This window comes from Bacillus sp. S/N-304-OC-R1 (assembly GCF_019749375.1).
In the GTDB taxonomy this organism is placed as follows: Bacteria; Bacillota; Bacilli; order Bacillales; family Cytobacillaceae; genus Cytobacillus.
Map to the genome: position 1 here is coordinate 201,508 of NZ_JACWFE010000024.1, position 17,641 is coordinate 219,148.

A 17,641-nucleotide genomic window follows, 5' to 3' on the forward strand; every position below is an offset into this window, starting at 1 on the left:
GTCCACCTCATTAAAAAAACCGTTATTTTCTCTCTTTATTTTACCATGATAAAACAAAGAAAGAAAAATAACGGTTCTTATATTAGTTAGGATATCCCATTAACAAGCGGGCATATGGTGAATCAGATGGCAATACGATAACGGTTTCACCATTAATTGTCTTTTTATATGATTCCAGTGTACGGAAAAGCGAATAGAAGCTTGGATCTTTAGAAAATGCTTCATTATATATTTTAGCAGCTTGAGACTCCCCATCAGCTCTTATTTCTTCAGCATCAGCCTGAGCTTTAGCGAGAATTTCTCTAACCTGCTTATCAGTGTCCGCAATAATTTTATTTTTTTCAGCGTCGCCCTTTGATAAGTATTGTTGAGCTGTTGATTGACGTTCAGAGATCATTCTTGTGTATACCGATTGCTCATTGTCAGGTGGTAAATCTGTTCGTTTAATTCTAACATCTGTGACAATAATTCCGTAATTATCATTTTGTAATAATTCATTTACTTTTGCGGTAATTTGATCGTTTAATGATCCGCGGGATGATTTCTCATCATTAATGATTTCTTCATAATTTAAACGTCCAAGCTCTGCCCGAGTGACAGAGTAGATGAATTCTTCCATTCTCGACTCTGCACTTTCCAAAGTTCGAGCATTTGCTATCATTTTTTTCGGGTCGGCTATTCTCCACACCGCATAATTATCAATGATCATTCTCTTTTTATCCTTTGTGTTTATCTCAGCTTCGGATACATCATATGTTAATTGATATTTAGGCAGTGTCGACACACTTTGCACGAAAGGAATTTTATAATTTAATCCCGGCTCATCAATAATTTTGACGACCTCTCCGAATTGACGGATGACTTTAAATTCTCCTTCTTTTACTATAAAAAGATTGCTCAATAGGATACCAAGTAAAATTAGAAAGATAACTAAAAATATACCGCCCTTCGTATACTTTTTCCATTCGAATTGTTTTCTGCCATGTTCATTAATATTTACAATATTTTCACTCATTTTTTATCTCCACTTCCTTCCTCTTTTTCTTTTGGAAGTTCTTTTTCAAGCGGACGGATCGGAAAATATTTCATCGTATTTCCATCATCATTCATAATATAAATTTCAGCATTAGGCAGTACCTGATCTAACGTTTCAAGCACAAGACGTTCCTTTGTAATTTCAGGATTTTTACGGTATTCTTCATAGATTTTATTGAATACCGCAACATCTCCACGCGCTTTTTCTATACGGGCCGCTCTTTCTCCTTGTGCTTTAGACATAAGAGCTGCCTCTTCCCCTTTTACCTCATTCATCCGTTGATTCACGTATTTATTAGCTTCATTTTTTTTCGTATCAGCTGTTTCACGTGCATCTGTTACGTCTGTGAAGGCTTTCCGCACTTCTTCATTTGGAAGCTCTACATCTTGAAGCTTTACTGCAAGAATAGAAATCCCTAAATCATATTTCTCAATTAAAGAGGATAATAACTCTCTCACATTCCCCTCAATTTCTGCCTTTCCTGAAGTTAGAGCATCATCAATTAACGAGTTCCCAATAATACTTCTTAATGAAGCTGATGTAGCATCATAAAGAATTTCTTGAGGATTTTGTGCATTGTATAAATATTTCTCAGGATTTGTAATTTTCCATTGGACGACTAAATCTGCGAGAACAATATATTCATCGCCAGTAATCATCTTTGTATCTTCTGGAAAATCCTTCATTTTCCCGTCTTTTTGTTCATATCCAAACTGAAGGCTGAATGTTTCTTTCGACACCTTTTCTACACTTTGAATTGGCCAAGGCAATTTAAAATGAAGTCCAGGCTCAGTTATTCCTTCTTCAACCTTCCCAAATGTTAATATGACAGCCTGATCAGATTCGTCTACTGTATACCAGGTAGTTAAGGCAACAATACCTAAAATAATTATAAGCAGGACAAGGCCAGTAACTGTATATATTTTTTTAAAGCTGACCATAATCTCTCCCCTCCCCTATTACATTTCGTTTACATTTAATACGAACCATGAAAGATAAAGGTTTCATTTTTATTGCGAAAAAAGACGAAAGCGGGGTTAGCTTTCGTCTTTTTTTCTTCACTTTGGATGAAGGGGTTCTTCATTTTTAATTGTAACAAGGAAATATTAAGCAAAAATTTGCTTAATGTTAAGAACTTGTAAAAATGACAGTCCCCTTCTTCACCCGAATTATCATTTTGGAAATTTTTTGTTTAGCTCAATAAAAAATATTGTTCCTTCCCCTATTTTACTTTCAACAGATATTTCACCTTTATGGGCCTCGATTAAATGCTTTACTATAGCAAGCCCTAAGCCGGTACCTCCTGAATTTCTGCTGCGAGCTTTATCTACTCGATAAAAGCGTTCGAAAATACGAGGGATTTCTTCTTTATCAATGCCAATTCCAGTGTCCTTTATTTTAATAAACACTTTAGTTTTTGACTCGCTCAAATTAATAGAAATCCTTCCCCCAGAAGGAGTATATGTTAAAGCATTGTTAATTAAGTTTAAGAAAATTTGTTTCAGTCTGTCTGCATCCGCTTCAATAAGGATTGGGTCATTCCCTTTTTCAAGCGTAATATGAATTTCTCTCTCAACAGCTTTTTGTTTTAATATAGCAAGAACTTCTTCAAGAGTATCTGAAATATTGTATTGCTTAATAGATAAATTAAAACTTTGCTGTTCAATTTTTGATAGGTCTAACAAATCATGAACGAGTGATTGTAATCGATCACTTTCCTGAAGAATAATTTTTAAAAATGCTTCTAAAGACTCCTTATCCTCCATGGCTCCATCTAAAAGTGTTTCTGAAAAACCTTTAATGGATGTGATCGGTGTTTTTAATTCATGTGAAACATTTGCTACAAAGTCTTTTCTCATTTGCTCCAGTTTCTTAATATCTGTAATATCATGGAATACTAATAATACACCTTTCCAAACATCATTTGTTCCAATGATCGGCACGCCATACACTTCAAAATGTCTTCTTCTATTTCCAAGTGAAATAATTAGTTGTTTTTTTACTATTTCTTCTGTCATAAAAATTTCTTCAATTAAAGAAATAACTTCCCTATGTTCAATGACTTGATAATAAAGTTTATTTACGTACTCAGAAGAATTTATTTTAAATATTTCTTTATAAGTACGATTCACCATACTTATAAAACCTCTACTATCTATTAAAATTAAACCGCTCCCCATATTTTCAATCAGAGCTGTCAGTCTGTCCTGCTGCATTTCTTGGGTCTTTCTCATTTCTTGCAGATTTCTTGCGAGCACATTAATAGAAGCACTAAGCATCCCGGTTTCATTAATATGATCTTCATATGTACGTGCTCGATAGTTTCCCTTGGCGAGCTCGATTGCTGTCTTTGTAGCCGCTTCAATCGGTTTTGTATAACGTGCTGTCATTCTGCTGCCTATTAACAAAATCACTAAAAAAGAAAAACCTACACTAATTGAAAGCAGCTTCCAAATTTGCTTATAGGCATTATTAATTTCCGCCATATGAGTACTTAAGAAAATAAACCCTTCAATTTTCTCAAGGTGAGTAATTGGTTTCCAATAATAATGGAGGTCATGCTCACCAACATTTTCAATCAAGTGGTGATTAGTCCCTTTTCGAGTTATCAAATCCCTAATCGTTGATTCATGGAGCTCATTACTCATTTCCTTTATCTGTCCGCTATCATAAATAATCGCACCAGACTCGTTTACAATCGTAACCCTAGCATCCAGCATCTGGCTATATTTTCGAATATCTTCCTCATTAATTGATTGAATGCCACCCTCATCTTCAATAAAGCTTGAAATTAAAACACTTTCTTTTTTCAGCCGTTCATCAAAGGTATTTAAATAGTAACTTTTAAAAAGCTGTCCTAATAAAACACCAAGTCCAATTAGAACAGCTAATATTAAAGTAATTAACCCGAACAGGAGCCGCGACCGAAACTTCGTCATTCTCCTTTAGGCTCCTCAAGTTTATATCCTAAACCACGGATGGTTTTAATATATATTGGCTTTTTCGTATCTTGCTCAATTTTTTCTCTTAAATGGCTAATATGAACATCGACAATCCGAGTATCTCCAGCAAAATCATAATTCCATACAGCACTTAGGAGCTGATCCCTTGTTAGGACACGCCCCTTATTCTTTGCTAAATATAAGAGAAGTTCAAATTCCTTCGGCGTCAATTCCAGAAGCTTCTCTTCAAAATAGGCTTCATATTGATCCGGAAAGATTTTCAATCCAACAATTTGAATATAATCTAATACCTCTTCCGTTTTTTCCATTGTCTCTGATAAAATTTGTGTCCGTCTCAAAATAGCCTTTACCCTCGCTACCACTTCTCTTGGACTAAAGGGCTTCGTCATATAATCGTCTGCACCCAATTCCAATCCAAGCACTTTATCGAACTCATCATCCTTTGCAGTCAGCATTAAAATAGGGGTCATGACTCTTTCTTGACGCAATTCCTTACAAACTTCAATTCCATCCATCTTTGGAAGCATGAGATCAAGCACAATTAAATCTGGCTCGTCAGAAATTGCAAGGTTTTTCCCTGTATCACCGTCCATCGCAGTCATGACTTCATATCCGGCCTGTTTTAAATTGTACTCTAATAAAGTAAGAATCGATTGCTCATCATCAACAACTAAAATTTTCTTCTGCATAGCAGCCTCCGTTAATCGGTATTCCCCTAGATAAGCTTTAAGACATGAAGGGACAATCCTTCATGAGACAATTGACTTCTAAGCTTATAAAAAAACCCCTTACTTCATCCTATCTATAATATATACTGCAGGCTAAAATGTAACAAGGATATTCCTGTTTCAATAGGAAAAGACATATGAACATGCATATGTCTTTTTTTAAAAAATTTAGAAATTATCAAGAGTATTCCCATCCATAGCATGAATCCGGTGGGGCGGGCATACAAGTAATGTTCCTTTTATAACTGTTTCATCCTCTTCATTCGTGCCTTGCACTTGTATTTGTATAGTATGGCTGCTTTTGCTCACTTCTGTAACTTCAAATAGAAATTGAACCGTTCCATAATGAAAAACGGGTTTAACATAATCAATTTCCTGCTTTAAAATATGAGAACCGGGGCCAGGTAAATATTTTGATATTGCTGAATTGATAATCCCATTTAACATAATGCTTGGTACAATCGGCCTTTTATATGGAGTTTGTGATGCATAATCATGCTGAATGTACAGAGGGTTTGCATCATTTGTCAGTCCTAAATAGAGAAGCAAATCTTTATCCTCGATTTTTTCTGTTAAAGTCAATTTTTCCCCGACATTAATTTCCTCTATTTGTCTGCCTAATTTTCGCTTTTTGCCTAATAACAATTTGTTGCACCTCCATAATTATGTAAACGTTTTCAAACAAACAGTTTATAACCGTCAAATTCAAATTATTGCGTTTATTTCACAATTATACCACTCTTAATCATGACGGGCAAAGACGTTTAAAAAAAGAAAAAAAGTTCGAAAGGCATCCCTCCGAACTCATAATAATTATGATAATTATGTTAAAACAGCCATGACATTGCGAACAGCTTCAGCTGACTTGTCAAGAGCAGCTTTCTCATCTGCAGTCAATTCTAGCTCAATCACTTTCTCTATACCGTTAGCGCCAAGGATCGTTGGCACTCCTAAATAAATTCCTTCATAGCCGTATTCGCCTTCTAAGTAAGCGATCGATGGAAGTACACGGCGCTGGTCTTTAAGAATAGCTTCACACATTTCAACTAGAGAAGCCGCTGGAGCATAATATGCACTACCGTTTCCTAGAAGGTTTACGATTTCTCCGCCGCCTTTACGTGTACGTTCAACAATTGCATCAAGTCGATCTTTAGAAATTAATGTTTCTAGCGGAATGCCTCCTGCATATGAATAACGCACTAAAGGAACCATATCATCACCATGTCCGCCAAGAACGAATCCTGTAATATCTTTCACTGAAAGATTTAATTCCTGAGCAACAAAGGTGCGGAAACGAGCAGTATCCAGTACACCAGATTGGCCAATTACACGATTTTTAGGGAAGCCTGTTTCTTTAAAAATAGTATAAGTCATTGCATCTACAGGGTTTGTTAATACGACAACAAAACAGTCAGGGGAATGCGTTACAATCTCCTGTGCAACACTCTTCATTATTTTTTGGTTTGTTTGCACTAAATCATCACGGCTCATGCCCGGCTTTCGGGCAATACCTGCGGTAACAACCACAATATCAGACTGGGCAGTATCTGCATAGTTAGCTGTGCCTGTAATGTTTGCATCAAAGCCTTGAACAGGACTTGCTTCAAGCATGTCTAAAGCTTTACCTTTTGTGGGGTTCTCCATTTGCGGAATATCAACTAAAACAACATCGCCAAGCTCTTTTTGGGCTAATAAAAACGCTGTCGTAGCTCCTGTAAATCCACTGCCAATAACGGAAATCTTTTTGCGTTTTAATGACAACTTGAGTCCCTCCCTTAGAAATTTTCGTGCAAAGTCAAATATGTGAAAGAGGCTGCAACGCCTAGGACTAAAAAGCGTTTTTAATAGCCTTTCGAACCTTCAGTTGCAGCCTCTAATATATATATTATTCCATGTTTTTAATTAATTCATCACCAAATTCAGAACACTTCACTTCAGTTGCACCTTCCATTAAGCGGGCAAAGTCATAAGTAACAACTTTTGATGCAATTGTTTTCTCCATTGATTTTACAATCATGTTAGCAGCTTCATTCCAGCCTAAGTGTTCTAGCATTAATACACCAGATAGAATAACTGATGATGGGTTAACTTTGTCTAAGCCAGCATACTTTGGAGCTGTTCCATGTGTAGCTTCGAAGATTGCATGACCAGTTACATAGTTAATATTTGCTCCTGGAGCAATTCCTATACCACCAACTTGTGCAGCAAGAGCATCAGAAATATAGTCACCATTTAAGTTCATTGTTGCAACAACATCGAACTCTTTTGGACGAGTAAGGATTTGCTGTAAGAAGATATCAGCAATTGCATCCTTAACAATAATTTTGCCAGCAGCTTCTGCATCTGCTTGAGCTTTATTAGCAGCTTCAGTGCCTTCAGCTTCCTTAATGCGGTCATATTGTGCCCAAGTGAATACTTTATCTCCGTATTCTCTTTCTGCAAGCTCATAACCCCAGTTTTTAAAGGCACCTTCAGTAAATTTCATAATATTGCCTTTATGTACTAATGTTAAAGATTTGCGGCCTTCTTTAATCGCATACTCAATCGCAGCACGTACTAAACGGCTAGTTCCTTCTTCAGAAACTGGCTTAATTCCAATACCAGATGTTTCTGGGAAACGGATTTTATTTACGCCTAAATCATTTTGAAGGAAAGAAATTAATTTCTTCACTTCATCAGATCCTTTAGCATACTCAATACCAGCATAGATATCTTCAGTGTTTTCACGGAAGATTACCATATCTGTATCTTGCGGACGCTTAACCGGTGAAGGAACACCTTCAAACCAGCGTACTGGACGTAAGCATACAAAAAGGTCTAATTCTTGGCGAAGTGCTACGTTTAGAGAACGGATTCCGCCGCCAATTGGAGTTGTTAATGGGCCTTTGATTGCGATAAGGTACTCATTAATTACATCTAGAGTTTCAGAAGGAAGCCATTCGCCAGTTTGATTAAAAGCTTTTTCTCCAGCTAATACTTCTTTCCACTCGATTTTGCGCTCGCCTTTGTAAGCTTTTTCTACAGCAGCATCTAATACTCTTGAAGCAGAAGCCCAAATATCTGGACCTGTACCGTCTCCTTCAATAAAAGGAACAATTGGATTATTTGGAACGTTTAATACACCATTAGTAACCGTGATTTTTTCACCTTGCATGATTTTTCCCTCCATTTTTTAAAAGCGCTGATCCCTCTGGCTTTTTGCCTATATAGGGCTGTCATTGCTATATATCAGAATCAAAGGTTAGAAGGCAAATGCCCCTAACCTTTCTCTGCTTTAATTATTACAGTATTTTTTACTTCGAAAGTAATATTCCCTGTATTGTAAATATCTAAACTTGCTATACAGTCTTATTGATTTCCGCTTCAGGGCTTTGCCCTCTGCTCTTATCAACAAAACTTTAAAACAACAATTAGATTAACAGAGCCTACAATATCTAAATCATTTTAATGTTGAAAATTACCCTCTTTGCTCAATTTGAACATATTTTTGCATGCCAGGACCTGTATATTCTGCACGAGGGCGGATTAGACGGTTGTTATCATATTGCTCTAGAATATGAGCAAGCCAGCCTGACACACGGCTTACAGCAAAGATTGGCGTAAATAAATCGTGATCAATTCCTAAGCTATGGTATACAGAAGCTGAATAGAAATCAACGTTTGGCGGAAGGTTCTTCTCACCAGTTACGATGTTTTCAATTTTAGTTGACATTTCGTACCATTGAGGTTCTCCTGTTAACTCAGTTAACTTTTGTGACATAGCTTTTAAATGCTTAGCACGTGGATCACCTTTACGGTAAACGCGGTGTCCAAAGCCCATGATTTTTTCTTTATTTTCAAGCTTTCCGCGAACATATGGCTCAACATTTTCAAGAGTAGCAATCTCAGTTAGCATATTCATAACTGCTTCGTTAGCTCCGCCATGTAAAGGTCCTTTTAGAGCTCCAATTGCAGAAGTAACACCAGAATAAACATCTGATAATGTAGCTACACAAACACGTGCAGTAAATGTTGATGCATTTAATTCGTGGTCAGCATGAAGAACTAACGCTTTATTAAATGCTTCAATTGCAATTGCTTCAGGTTCTTTTCCAGATAACATATATAAGAAATTAGCTGCAAAACCAAGATCCTTACGAGGTGCAATTGGTTCAAGGCCTTTTCTAATTCTAGAAAAAGCTGTTACAAGTGCAGGCATTTTTGCTTGCAGACGAACTGCTTTTTTGTAATTGGATTCTTTATCCATTAAATCTGCTTCTTCATCGTATAATCCTAAAAGAGAAACAGCTGTGCGTAAAGCAGCCATTGGGTGCACTTTGTTAATTGGGTACATTTTAAAATGTTCCAATACTTCTTTTGGCAATTCAGCATTCTCAGCTAATTGATTCTTTAACTCCTCTAATTCGGATTGAGTTGGAAGCTTTCGATGCCACAGAAGATAAATCACTTCTTCAAAACTTGCATTTTCTGCTAAATCATCAATATCATAACCAACATAAGTTAATGTATCATCAATGATAGAACTGATAGATGATGTTGTAGCAACTACCCCTTCAAGACCGCGTGTAACTGTCATACTGACTCTCTCCTTTACATTATAAAATTTCCCCATACCCGACTGTCGTTAAACATACTTTTAATATTCTGCCGAGCAAATGCTCGGTCGCTACACAGTATGAAAATGCTTACATTTCCATTCTATAATAAATATGTAGAAATAATAGTAGAAAAGCAAAATTATTTCCATTACTTCTCTAAAATAAGCATTTTGTAAAAGGATGCATTATCATGTCCTATTATAAACAATTCTCTGATATTTGTGAATGCCAACACGGCGAAAAATAAGAAAAAATTAATATTTTTTTAGAAAGGCATAAGTTTTTCTTATTGCGCTTTATTAATATTTCTTATATTTAAGAAATAATTGGAATAACAAACACTTTTTTTACTCAATACATCCTTAACTAGTATTTTTCCTTTAATATGCCTTAAACATACTTATTTAAAGAATTCAAAAACTTTCATAGCCATATATGCAATGCCAGCTCCTATTAATGGACCTACCGCCACTCCCTTAAAAAGAGAAACCGCCAAAATAGTGCCTAGCACTAAAGCTGTTGTAATATGAGGATCTTTTGCCAGCAATGAGATTCCGCCTTTTGCCAATAGTGCTACTACCATTCCTGAAATTAATGCAATCCATGCATATGGTGACTTGAATGCAGCTGTCAAATCCTTAAATCCTATTTCTCCGCTTGCAATTGGAGCGAGAACAGCAATTGTAATTATTATAACTCCCCAGTTAATCCCTTTTGATTGCAAAAATGAAAAACCTTTAGAATCAAATCCGACAGCTTTAAGAATCAAAAGTACAATAACAGCAATTAGTATGGATTGATTTTTAGCAATAATGCCTATTAATAATAACAGTAATAAAAATATCACAGGTTGGGAAAACAAATAATTTCCATCCTTCCAATCTTAGGTATTATTCTAACATAATTTTTTACTATATAAAAATATATTAACTCTACCATTTGAACTAGCAAGTTGGTGATAAAAGAACCATATACTTAATAGAAATTTAGTCAATATAATGAAATAAAAAGAATCCTTTTAGCTTTTAAAGCGTATTAAATAGAAGGCCCTACTGAGAAGATTGATATTCCAAATAAGATGATATCATATTATGGAAATGGTAGAATATTCTACATAGAGATTCGAGTTCAAATGAAACTAATGATTAACATTACTAAGGAGGTACCTGTTTGAATCCAGTATATATTTATCGGACGCTGAGATTAATATTCGTCATTGGATTCACCCTATTGCTTTTAGTAGGATGTTTTTATATATCCAAAGTGACTTATCCTTTTTTAATTGGTTTTGCGATAGCATTCCTAATTAATCCTCTCGTAAACTTTCTAGAAATTAAATGGCGAATGCCTCGTGTTCTGGCGGTATTAACAAGTATTATTTTGCTTATTGCTATCTTTGCTGGACTTATCACTCTATTAATTGCTGAATTAGTATCTGGAGCAGAATACTTAGCAAGAGTAGTCCCAGATCACTTAGAAACACTCATTGATTATATTGAGCAATTTTTTGCAGGCCAGATCATTCCTTTTTATAATCAATTAACAAGTTTATTTAATAATCTAGACACCGGACAGCAAGGCACCATTATGGAGAATATTCAGAATGTCGGAAAGAGGATAGGTTCAACGCTAGGGACATTTATCCAAAACTTTTTTGGAAAAATACCAAATATTTTATCATGGTTTCCTAATGCAGCAACTGTTCTTATTTTTTCCTTACTTGGGACATTCTTTATTAGTAAGGACTGGTATAAACTATCATCCATGGCGGGATCGCTCTTACCAAACCGAGCAAAAGCAAGTGGCAGAACCGTTTTTGCAGATTTAAAAAAGGCATTGTTTGGATTTGTAAAAGCACAAGCAACACTTATTTCGATTTCGACGGTCATAATACTAGTCGGGTTATTAATCCTTCGTGTAGATTATGCAATTACAATTGCACTTATTGCTGGTATCGTTGATATAATCCCATATTTAGGAACTGGGCTGATTTTTGTACCGTGGATTATTTATGCAGCAGTTACAGGGGATGTAGGGACAGCCATCGGCATAGGTGTATTATATACAATTGTTTTAGTACAGCGCCAAATTATGGAACCAAAAATCCTTTCTTCCAATATTGGACTCGATCCTTTAGCTACTCTAATTGCCTTGTTTGTTGGATTTAAGCTCATTGGTTTTTTAGGTTTAATCGTTGGTCCTGTTACTCTGGTTATTGTCTCTACCTTGCATAAAGCAAATGTATTTCGTGATTTATGGGTGTTCATTAAAGGGAAAGAGGTTTAATTTTATCCTTGCTAGAAAAGGTCATTCCAGTTATGGAATGACCTTTTCATTATATGGCATTATTTTATAATCGTAACTGTATTTCTATCGATCCATTTTCGAAACCAATTAATGATAAGCTTCTTAAAGAACCTTTTTGTCGGCGGAGCTAGCATAAGGAAACCGGTAATGTCTGTAATAAATCCTGGAGTTAATAGCAAGGTTCCTCCGACTAAAACACAAATTCCATCTAAAATCGCATCACCAGGCATTTGGCCGTACGTAAGCTGATCTTGAGCTCTTTTTATTGTTTCAAGACCTTGTTTCTTAGCAAGATAGGCGCCTAAAATACCTGTAAATAGGATGATTCCAATTGTTGGCCACACCCCGATTATATTACTTGATAGAAGGAGTACACTAATTTCAGCCGCTGGCACCGCAATAATCAATAGTAATAGATAACGCATGCTGCTACCTTTTACAAAACACTAGCATGTCCGTTATAAATCACACCTCGGTTGGAATCGACAGTTATTTCCTGACCATCCTTAAATAACGTTATGGCATTTTCCACACCAACAATTACTGGAATACCAATATTCAATCCCACAACAGCCGCATGGCTTGTTAGTCCGCCTTCTTCTGTTATAAGAGCACTGCATTTCTCAATAGCCGGCACCATTTCACGGTCCGAACCAATTGTCACTAAAATGGAGCCTTGCGTCACTTTAGCGTTTGCTTCCTCAGCATTACGAGCAACAACTACCTTACCAAAAGCTGATTTTCTGCCGATTCCTTGAGCTTTCACTAGAATATCCCCAACGACATGGATTTTCATCAAGTTTGTTGTACCTGCCTCTCCTACTGGGACACCCGCAGTTATGACAACTAGATCCCCAGAAGAGACGATACCGCTATTGAGGCTTTCTTCAACTGCTGTATCAAGCATGTCATCGGTTGTAGATGCTTTCCTTCCAATTTGCGGGTAAACTCCCCAAACAAGGGCTAGACGGCGTGAAACATAATCGTTTGAAGTGACAGCAACAATTGGTGCTTTTGGACGATATTTTGAAATCATCCTTGCTGTATGACCGCTTTCAGTTGGAGTGATGATTGCATTAACATCAAGATTAAGTGCTGTATGTGCAACTGATTCACCAATGGCATCTGTTGCGTTATGTTCATTATCCTTGCTGCGATTAGAAAGAATTTCTTTATGTGGTAAAGCTGATTCTGCACGAGAAGCAATATTATGCATCGTTTGAACCGCTTCAACAGGATATAATCCTGCGGCTGTTTCCCCTGAAAGCATGATAGCATCTGTTCCATCAAAGATTGCATTGGCTACATCACTTGCTTCAGCACGTGTTGGCCGAGGATTACGCTGCATAGAATCTAGCATTTGAGTCGCAGTGATAACAGGCTTGCCTTGTGCATTGCATTTTTTAATTAATTGTTTTTGTACTAAAGGGACTTCCTCTGCTGGGATTTCTACTCCTAAATCTCCTCTAGCTACCATAAGTCCATCAGAAACCTCAAGGATTTCATCGATATTTTCGACGCCTTCCTGATTTTCAATTTTTGGGATGATTTGAATATAATCGGCCTCATTGCTTTCTAATAACTGTCTTATTTCAAGTACATCAGAAGCTCTTCGAACAAAAGATGCGGCAATAAAATCAATCTTTTGTTGAATTCCAAATAAGATGTCCTGAGCATCCTTATCCGTTATCCCAGGTAAATTTACTGAAACTCCCGGTACATTGACACCCTTTTTATTTTTCAGGACTCCGCCATTTAATATAGCTGTATGTATTTCTTTTGCTGGTTTATCAATTTTTGTCACTTCAAGCCCAATTAGGCCGTCATCAAGAAGGATTTTTGATCCAACCTCAACGTCATTTATTAAGTCTTCATAGGTAACAGAAAACTTTTCATCAGTTCCTTCAACTTCAATCATAGAAACAATGATTTCATTTCCAGCCTTTAATTCGATTGCATCATTTTTCATATTATGTGTGCGAATTTCCGGCCCCTTCGTATCTAATAGGATCGCAACTGTTTTCCCTGTTCTCCCAGCTGCCTCACGAATATTTTGAATCCTCTGTCCGTGCTCTTCATAATTTCCATGAGAAAAATTTAACCGTGCTACATTCATACCAGCCTCAATTAACTGAGTTAACTTTTCAATACTTTCACTTGCCGGTCCAATTGTACATACAATCTTTGTTTTTCGCATAATATTCCTCCTCCAATTTATCGAAACTGTTATATTGATAGCTCTTTTGATAACTTGTAAATACTAAGATCTACAGTGTGTTTGGTGCTTAGGATATCATTTAAATCATGATCCACTACAATGTTGTTCTGAATTCCTACAGCACGTCCTCCTTTGCCCTCAAGCAAGAGCTCTACTGCACGTGCACCAAAACGGCTAGCAAGTACACGGTCAAAGGCAGTAGGAGAACCTCCACGCTGCATATGTCCCAAAACAGAAACTCGCGTATCAAAATTTGTGGCCTCTTCAAGCTGCCTCGCAAATTCCATTCCCGTCATTACACCTTCTGCCACAATAATAATACTATGTCTTTTTCCCCGTGCATGTCCCTTTATTAACCTTCCTGCAATCTCATCCATGTTAAAATTCTCTTCAGGTATTATGATTGTTTCTGCTCCACCTGCTAAACCAGCCCAAAGAGCGATATCTCCAGCATTTCTTCCCATCACTTCAATAATAAATGTGCGTTCGTGAGAAGTGGCTGTGTCACGAATTTTATCAATCGCATCGATTACCGTATTAGTAGCCGTATCGAATCCAATTGTATATTGTGTTCCAGCAATGTCATTATCAATTGTTCCCGGGACGCCAATACATGGAAATCCTTGCTCGGACAGCGATCTAGCTCCATGGTAGGAACCATCTCCTCCGATGACAACTAACCCTTCAATTCCATGTTTTTGCAGCTGCTGAATTCCTTTTTGCTGCCCCTCTTTTGTTTTAAATTCCTCGCATCGTGCTGAATAGAGGATCGTACCGCCACGATGAATAATATCTCCAACTGATCCTAGCTCCAGTTTTTTAATATTCCCGCCTATTAGCCCTGAATACCCTCCATAAATTCCAAAAACCTCTACGTCATGATAAATCGCCTTTCGGACTACGGCACGAATGGCTGGGTTCATGCCAGGGGAATCTCCGCCGCTTGTAAGTACTCCTATTCTTTTCACACTTTCACCTCAAATACTTATTTATATATTCAAAATCATTATCTTGAAAAAATAATGGGAAGTGCTATCAAAATATGTAAACGATAGACAATTTTGCCTTCAAAAAGGGAATTTATTGAATTTACTGATAGGGCTTACTTCTAAAATACCATGAAGATACTATCATCACAACTACATCAAAGTCTTTGAATGAATGAAAGAAAATATTTTTTTGCTAGTCTAAAATTAAAAAAAGAACATGCTATTGAAGCACGTTCCTATTTTACCCCGATAAATTCCTTTAAATTAGAAAATTCACCAATGGATTTATACTTATCATATCGATGGATAATAAGCTCATCTTCAGATAATGCTTTTAGTTCTTTAAGTGATTTAAACAGAATTTCATCAATATACTGCGCCTGCATTTCTGTGCCTTTATGAGCTCCGCCTTTAACCTCAGGAATGATCTCATCCACAATTCCTAATTCTTTAAGATCAGGAGCTGTTATTCTCATACTTTCAGCTGCTTTCTTTGCCTGAGTTGCATCCTTCCATAAAATAGCAGCAGCTCCTTCAGGAGAGATAACGGAATATGTTGAATTCTCGAGCATATGAACATGATTTCCAACGCCTAAAGCTAATGCCCCTCCGCTTCCGCCTTCACCAATAACAATGCAAATTACCGGTACTCTTAGGCTTGCCATTTCGAATAAATTTCTGGCAATGGCTTCACTTTGCCCACGTTCCTCAGCAGCTTTTCCAGGGTAAGCCCCTTTTGTATCTATAAAGCAAATAATTGGGCGTCTGAATTTTTCTGCCTGCTTCATTAGTCTTAAAGCTTTACGATATCCCTCGGGATGAGGCATACCAAAATTCCGACGAATATTTTCCTTCGTGTCCTTCCCACGCTGATGGCCAATAACGGTAACAGGCAGCCCTTTAAATTTGGCTATTCCTCCTACAATTGCCTCATCATCGCCAAATGTACGATCGCCATGGCATTCAAAAAAGTCAGTGAAAATACGAGAAATATAATCCAATGTCGTAGGACGACCAGGGTGACGAGCAATTTGCACACGATCCCACGGTTTCATGTTTTCATATATCTCTTTTTCCAATTTTTCTAAGCGAGATTCTAATTTTTCAATTTCAGCAGTTAAATCGACATCTGCATTTTTAGTAAATTCCTTTAGCTCGGCTATTTTTTTTCTTAATTCAATAACCGGACGCTCAAATTCTAGTTCTCCTACCATTCGAGGTCACCCCCTTGTTGATGAATAGAAAGAATGGTTGCAATTTGCTCTTTCAAATCAAGTCTTGAAATAACGGCATCCAATTGTCCATGCTTCAATAAAAATTCAGCAGTTTGGAAGTCTTCAGGCAGTTCTTCCCGGATTGTTTGCTCAATAATTCTTCTTCCAGCAAAGCCAATTAACGCACCAGGTTCGGCTAAATTATAATCCCCTAAAGATGCAAAGCTTGCTGAAACTCCTCCAGTGGTTGGGTGAGTCATGATGGAGATAATTAACCCTCCATTATCACTAAATCTCTTAAGAGCTACACTCGTTTTCGCCATCTGCATTAGGCTTAGTACACCTTCCTGCATTCGTGCTCCGCCAGATGCTGTAAAAATAATAAATGGAACGGATAGTTCATCCGCCTTTTCTATTGCAAGCGTGATTTTCTCTCCAACAACAGATCCCATACTGCCCATTCTGAACGTAGAATCCATAATAGCCACAACGATTTTATGACCATCAACAGCTCCAATACCTGTCACAACTGCCTCATTAATTCCTGACTTTTTCCTATCTTTTTCAAGTTTTTCTAGATAATCAGGAAAATTTAACGGATTTTCTGAAATCATACCTGCATTTAGTTCTTCAAAGCTGCCCTCATCCAGAAAGCTATCAAGCCGTTCTTTTGAATTCATAGCATGATGGTATTGACAATGTAAACAAACCTTTACATTTTTCATTAATTCTTTCGTATACATTATTTTTTTACAGTTTGGACACTTTGTCATAATTCCTTCGGGAACATCCTGCTTGGCTGCTTCCGTAGGGATTGTCGCATATTTCTTCTTTTTTGGTTTAGTAAAAATCTCTTTAAGCAAGGTGAAACCTCCCGTTCTATATATAACAGTGCATCATTTAACAACAAAAAGTGGTCAGACCACTTTTGTTATAAATAATAGAGTGCAGGATCAGCTTGTCTTTCCATTATCAATATAGATTAAAAGAGTTGTGAATTATGCAGAAATCTGTCGTTAACTATTCGACAAGTTTCTAAACTCTTTATAAGCTTCCCTAACCTCTGATTCTTGCCTCATTATTATTTTATCAATAATATATATATATTTCTGCCTTGGTGAGTCCACCTTGGGAATTCTCAAGGAATTATAATAATCTTTTAAGATTGTCCAAAGACGCAGCAACAAATGATTATCTGCAAGTTGTGCTACTTTTAGAAAAAAATCATCATCGGAAAAATGAACAGTTTCTGCCCATAATTTAAAGTCTTGCAAAAGACTATCCTTCGATTTTGTTAGCATAAGTGATAAACAGTTCATTTCAATAGAAAATTTTGTTTCCGCAATATCCCTTTTAGCTTTATCATCCTGAAGAATAAAGGTGCTGATCAGTTGAACTAGCTGGTGACCTTTAAAGTCACGGATAAATGTGCCTTCCCCTCTTCTCGTTTCGATTAGTCCTAGTAGTTCTAGTGCTCTAAGGGCCTCACGAACGGAAGAGCGCCCAACAATCAGGCGCTCACACAATTCTCTTTCGGAAGGTAATTTATCTCCAGGCTTCAGACCCTCTTGCTCGATCATCAGTCTGA

General features: G+C 36.8%; 16 protein-coding genes. 1 reads left to right on the plus strand and 15 read right to left on the minus strand.

The window, feature by feature from the left end:
• Nucleotides 1–82 precede the first annotated feature (82 nt).
• From hflC to H0173_RS19480, 9 genes are all read right to left on the minus strand, one after another.
• Nucleotides 83–1,015, minus strand: coding sequence for a protease modulator HflC (gene hflC, locus H0173_RS19440; RefSeq protein ID WP_221848425.1), 933 nt, complete (start codon nucleotides 1,013–1,015; stop codon nucleotides 83–85).
• The gene (hflK, locus tag H0173_RS19445; protein ID WP_221848426.1) at nucleotides 1,012–1,977 is read right to left on the minus strand and encodes an FtsH protease activity modulator HflK; all 966 of its coding nucleotides are present in this window, start codon (nucleotides 1,975–1,977) and stop codon (nucleotides 1,012–1,014) included. The genes hflC and hflK overlap by 4 nt, the downstream gene beginning before the upstream one ends.
• Before the next feature lie 231 nt (nucleotides 1,978–2,208).
• Entirely contained in the window at nucleotides 2,209–3,975 is a 1,767-nt protein-coding gene (gene pnpS / locus H0173_RS19450) for a two-component system histidine kinase PnpS (protein WP_221848427.1), read from the minus strand.
• Entirely contained in the window at nucleotides 3,972–4,688 is a 717-nt protein-coding gene (locus tag H0173_RS19455) for a response regulator transcription factor (RefSeq protein WP_221848428.1), read from the minus strand. Before H0173_RS19455 ends, pnpS begins: the two co-directional genes overlap by 4 nt.
• A gap of 207 nt (nucleotides 4,689–4,895) precedes the next feature.
• A complete protein-coding gene (locus H0173_RS19460) occupies nucleotides 4,896–5,372 on the minus strand; it encodes a MaoC/PaaZ C-terminal domain-containing protein (protein WP_221848429.1) in 477 nt (158 codons plus the stop codon).
• A gap of 177 nt (nucleotides 5,373–5,549) precedes the next feature.
• Nucleotides 5,550–6,488 carry a malate dehydrogenase gene (gene mdh / locus H0173_RS19465; protein ID WP_221848430.1) on the minus strand — a complete coding sequence of 313 codons (939 nt, stop codon included), beginning with the start codon at nucleotides 6,486–6,488 and terminating at the stop codon, nucleotides 5,550–5,552.
• Between the two features lie 124 nt (nucleotides 6,489–6,612).
• Nucleotides 6,613–7,884 (minus strand): NADP-dependent isocitrate dehydrogenase, encoded by a 1,272-nt coding sequence (gene icd, locus H0173_RS19470; protein ID WP_221848557.1) that lies wholly within the window; start codon nucleotides 7,882–7,884, stop codon nucleotides 6,613–6,615.
• Nucleotides 7,885–8,184: 300 nt separating this feature from the next.
• A complete protein-coding gene (citZ, locus tag H0173_RS19475) occupies nucleotides 8,185–9,303 on the minus strand; it encodes a citrate synthase (protein ID WP_221848431.1) in 1,119 nt (372 codons plus the stop codon).
• A gap of 422 nt (nucleotides 9,304–9,725) precedes the next feature.
• A complete protein-coding gene (locus H0173_RS19480) occupies nucleotides 9,726–10,187 on the minus strand; it encodes a DUF441 domain-containing protein (RefSeq protein WP_221848432.1) in 462 nt (153 codons plus the stop codon).
• A 308-nt stretch (nucleotides 10,188–10,495) separates the two neighbouring features.
• Between H0173_RS19480 and ytvI the strand changes: the two genes are divergently transcribed.
• Nucleotides 10,496–11,611 (plus strand): sporulation integral membrane protein YtvI, encoded by a 1,116-nt coding sequence (gene ytvI / locus H0173_RS19485; RefSeq protein WP_221848433.1) that lies wholly within the window; start codon nucleotides 10,496–10,498, stop codon nucleotides 11,609–11,611.
• 59 nt (nucleotides 11,612–11,670) lie between these two features.
• Here ytvI and H0173_RS19490 read toward each other — a convergent pair whose 3' ends face one another.
• The 6 genes from H0173_RS19490 to H0173_RS19515 all read right to left on the minus strand — a co-directional run bounded on the left by H0173_RS19490 (nucleotide 11,671) and on the right by H0173_RS19515 (nucleotide 17,633).
• On the minus strand, nucleotides 11,671–12,057 hold the full coding sequence (locus H0173_RS19490) for an FxsA family protein (protein WP_221848434.1): 387 nt from the start codon (nucleotides 12,055–12,057) through the stop codon (nucleotides 11,671–11,673).
• An 11-nt stretch (nucleotides 12,058–12,068) separates the two neighbouring features.
• On the minus strand, nucleotides 12,069–13,829 hold the full coding sequence (gene pyk, locus H0173_RS19495) for a pyruvate kinase (protein ID WP_221848435.1): 1,761 nt from the start codon (nucleotides 13,827–13,829) through the stop codon (nucleotides 12,069–12,071).
• A gap of 29 nt (nucleotides 13,830–13,858) precedes the next feature.
• On the minus strand, nucleotides 13,859–14,818 hold the full coding sequence (pfkA, locus tag H0173_RS19500; protein ID WP_221848436.1) for a 6-phosphofructokinase: 960 nt from the start codon (nucleotides 14,816–14,818) through the stop codon (nucleotides 13,859–13,861).
• A 257-nt stretch (nucleotides 14,819–15,075) separates the two neighbouring features.
• On the minus strand, nucleotides 15,076–16,053 hold the full coding sequence (accA, locus tag H0173_RS19505; RefSeq protein ID WP_221848437.1) for an acetyl-CoA carboxylase carboxyl transferase subunit alpha: 978 nt from the start codon (nucleotides 16,051–16,053) through the stop codon (nucleotides 15,076–15,078).
• Complete coding sequence (gene accD / locus H0173_RS19510; protein WP_221848438.1) at nucleotides 16,047–16,916, minus strand: acetyl-CoA carboxylase, carboxyltransferase subunit beta; 870 nt, start codon at nucleotides 16,914–16,916, stop codon at nucleotides 16,047–16,049. Before accD ends, accA begins: the two co-directional genes overlap by 7 nt.
• A gap of 153 nt (nucleotides 16,917–17,069) precedes the next feature.
• Nucleotides 17,070–17,633: a FadR/GntR family transcriptional regulator gene (locus H0173_RS19515; protein WP_396021279.1), complete on the minus strand. Its 564-nt coding sequence runs from the start codon at nucleotides 17,631–17,633 to the stop codon at nucleotides 17,070–17,072.
• Between the last annotated feature and the right edge of the window lie 8 nt (nucleotides 17,634–17,641).